This window comes from Hymenobacter terrenus (assembly GCF_000972495.1).
Taxonomy (GTDB): Bacteria; Bacteroidota; Bacteroidia; order Cytophagales; family Hymenobacteraceae; genus Hymenobacter; species Hymenobacter terrenus.
The window spans coordinates 1-1,275 of record NZ_LATM01000111.1; the positions used below are offsets into that span (position 1 = coordinate 1).

Genomic DNA, 1,275 nt, shown 5'->3' on the forward strand with positions numbered 1-1,275 from the left:
GCCCGCGTTGATGGCGGGGCTGATGGGGCTGGTGGTCCGGAGAGTGAAGTTAGCCGTCTTCCAGTCGAAGCCCGCATTGACGAACTGCGGGTTGGCGACCAGGTTGGTGCCGGTGGGGATGGTGACGGAGGTGGGCACGGGGAAGTCGTCGGCACTCGTGCTAGATCCGCTTCCCCGGCTGGTGAGCGTGTTGTTGGTCGTGTTGGCCGTGATGGTGCCGCCGGAGAACAGGTTGTTCACGTACTTGACGTTGCGCGTGGTGCTCACGTTATTGAAGACCAGGTTGCCGGGTAGCCCGACGGAGATGTTGTTCTGGAAAAGCACGTCGGAAGCCTGGTTGGCGTAGATTTCACCGTTGTCGATTTCGGTGCTCTGCGAGTTGAGGTAGGCCGTGTTGTTGATCACGTCGGCGTGGCTGCTCTTGAACAAGTGGATGCCCGAGCCGCCGTTGTTGACCAACAAGTTGTTGGCGATTAAGAAGCGGCCCGTGTAGGTATTCGAGGCAAACGTCGGGTTGCCGTTGGCGTCCTTAATCACATTGCCGTTGGCGTCTTTGGCATATTTGTCGTTCACGTCCAGAATGATGCCGTTGCCATCGGTGATGCCCCGGCAAGGGTTGCTCTTATTGCCGGGGCTATACCAGCCCACGTAGAGGCGGTTGCCGAAGGAGCGGTTGTTGCGGATAATCATGTGATAGCCCGGCGCGTTGTCGAAGTTGTGGCTGTCGTTCATCGAGATGCCGCTCGTGCCGTAGATGGTGTACCAGGAGTTGTTGTAGACCAGATTGTTCTCGATGGTCACGTAGTCCGAGCCCCCGGTGCCGATGCCGGCCCCGCCGCAGTCAAACACCTCGTTGTTAACGAAGCGCAGGTGGTGGGGGTAGCCAATGCTCGCGCCTCCTGACGTGCTAATGCCGTTGCCGTTGTATTCGTCCTGCTTATCACCCGCGCCGTTTCTTGCACAGCTGCCGCCCTGGTTGAGGGCCGTCGTGTTGTTGGGCGTGCCATCAGCATTGTTGAAGGCAGAGTTGTTGCCCTGAATGCGGAAGCCGTTAATCTCGATGTAGGACACCCCTCCTTTGACCTGGAAGCCCTGCCAGCTGGCGAAGCGGATCAGGGGTTTCTGGGCATCGCCGGGGTAGTTGCGGAAGACGATGTATTTGCCGGGCGCGCCCGACCGTTTGATGTCCACGGCCGCCCCCTGATACCTGTTGGCATTGGCGTTGATGTAGGTGCCAGCCCGTACGTAGACCACGTCACCGGGCAGGGTCTTGTC

Annotated in this window: 1 pseudogene; it reads right to left on the reverse strand. The window is 59.5% G+C overall.

Going from position 1 to position 1,275, the window contains the following annotated elements:
* Positions 1-1,275, reverse strand: a pseudogene (locus tag WX88_RS31175) (hypothetical protein); the annotation flags it as partial.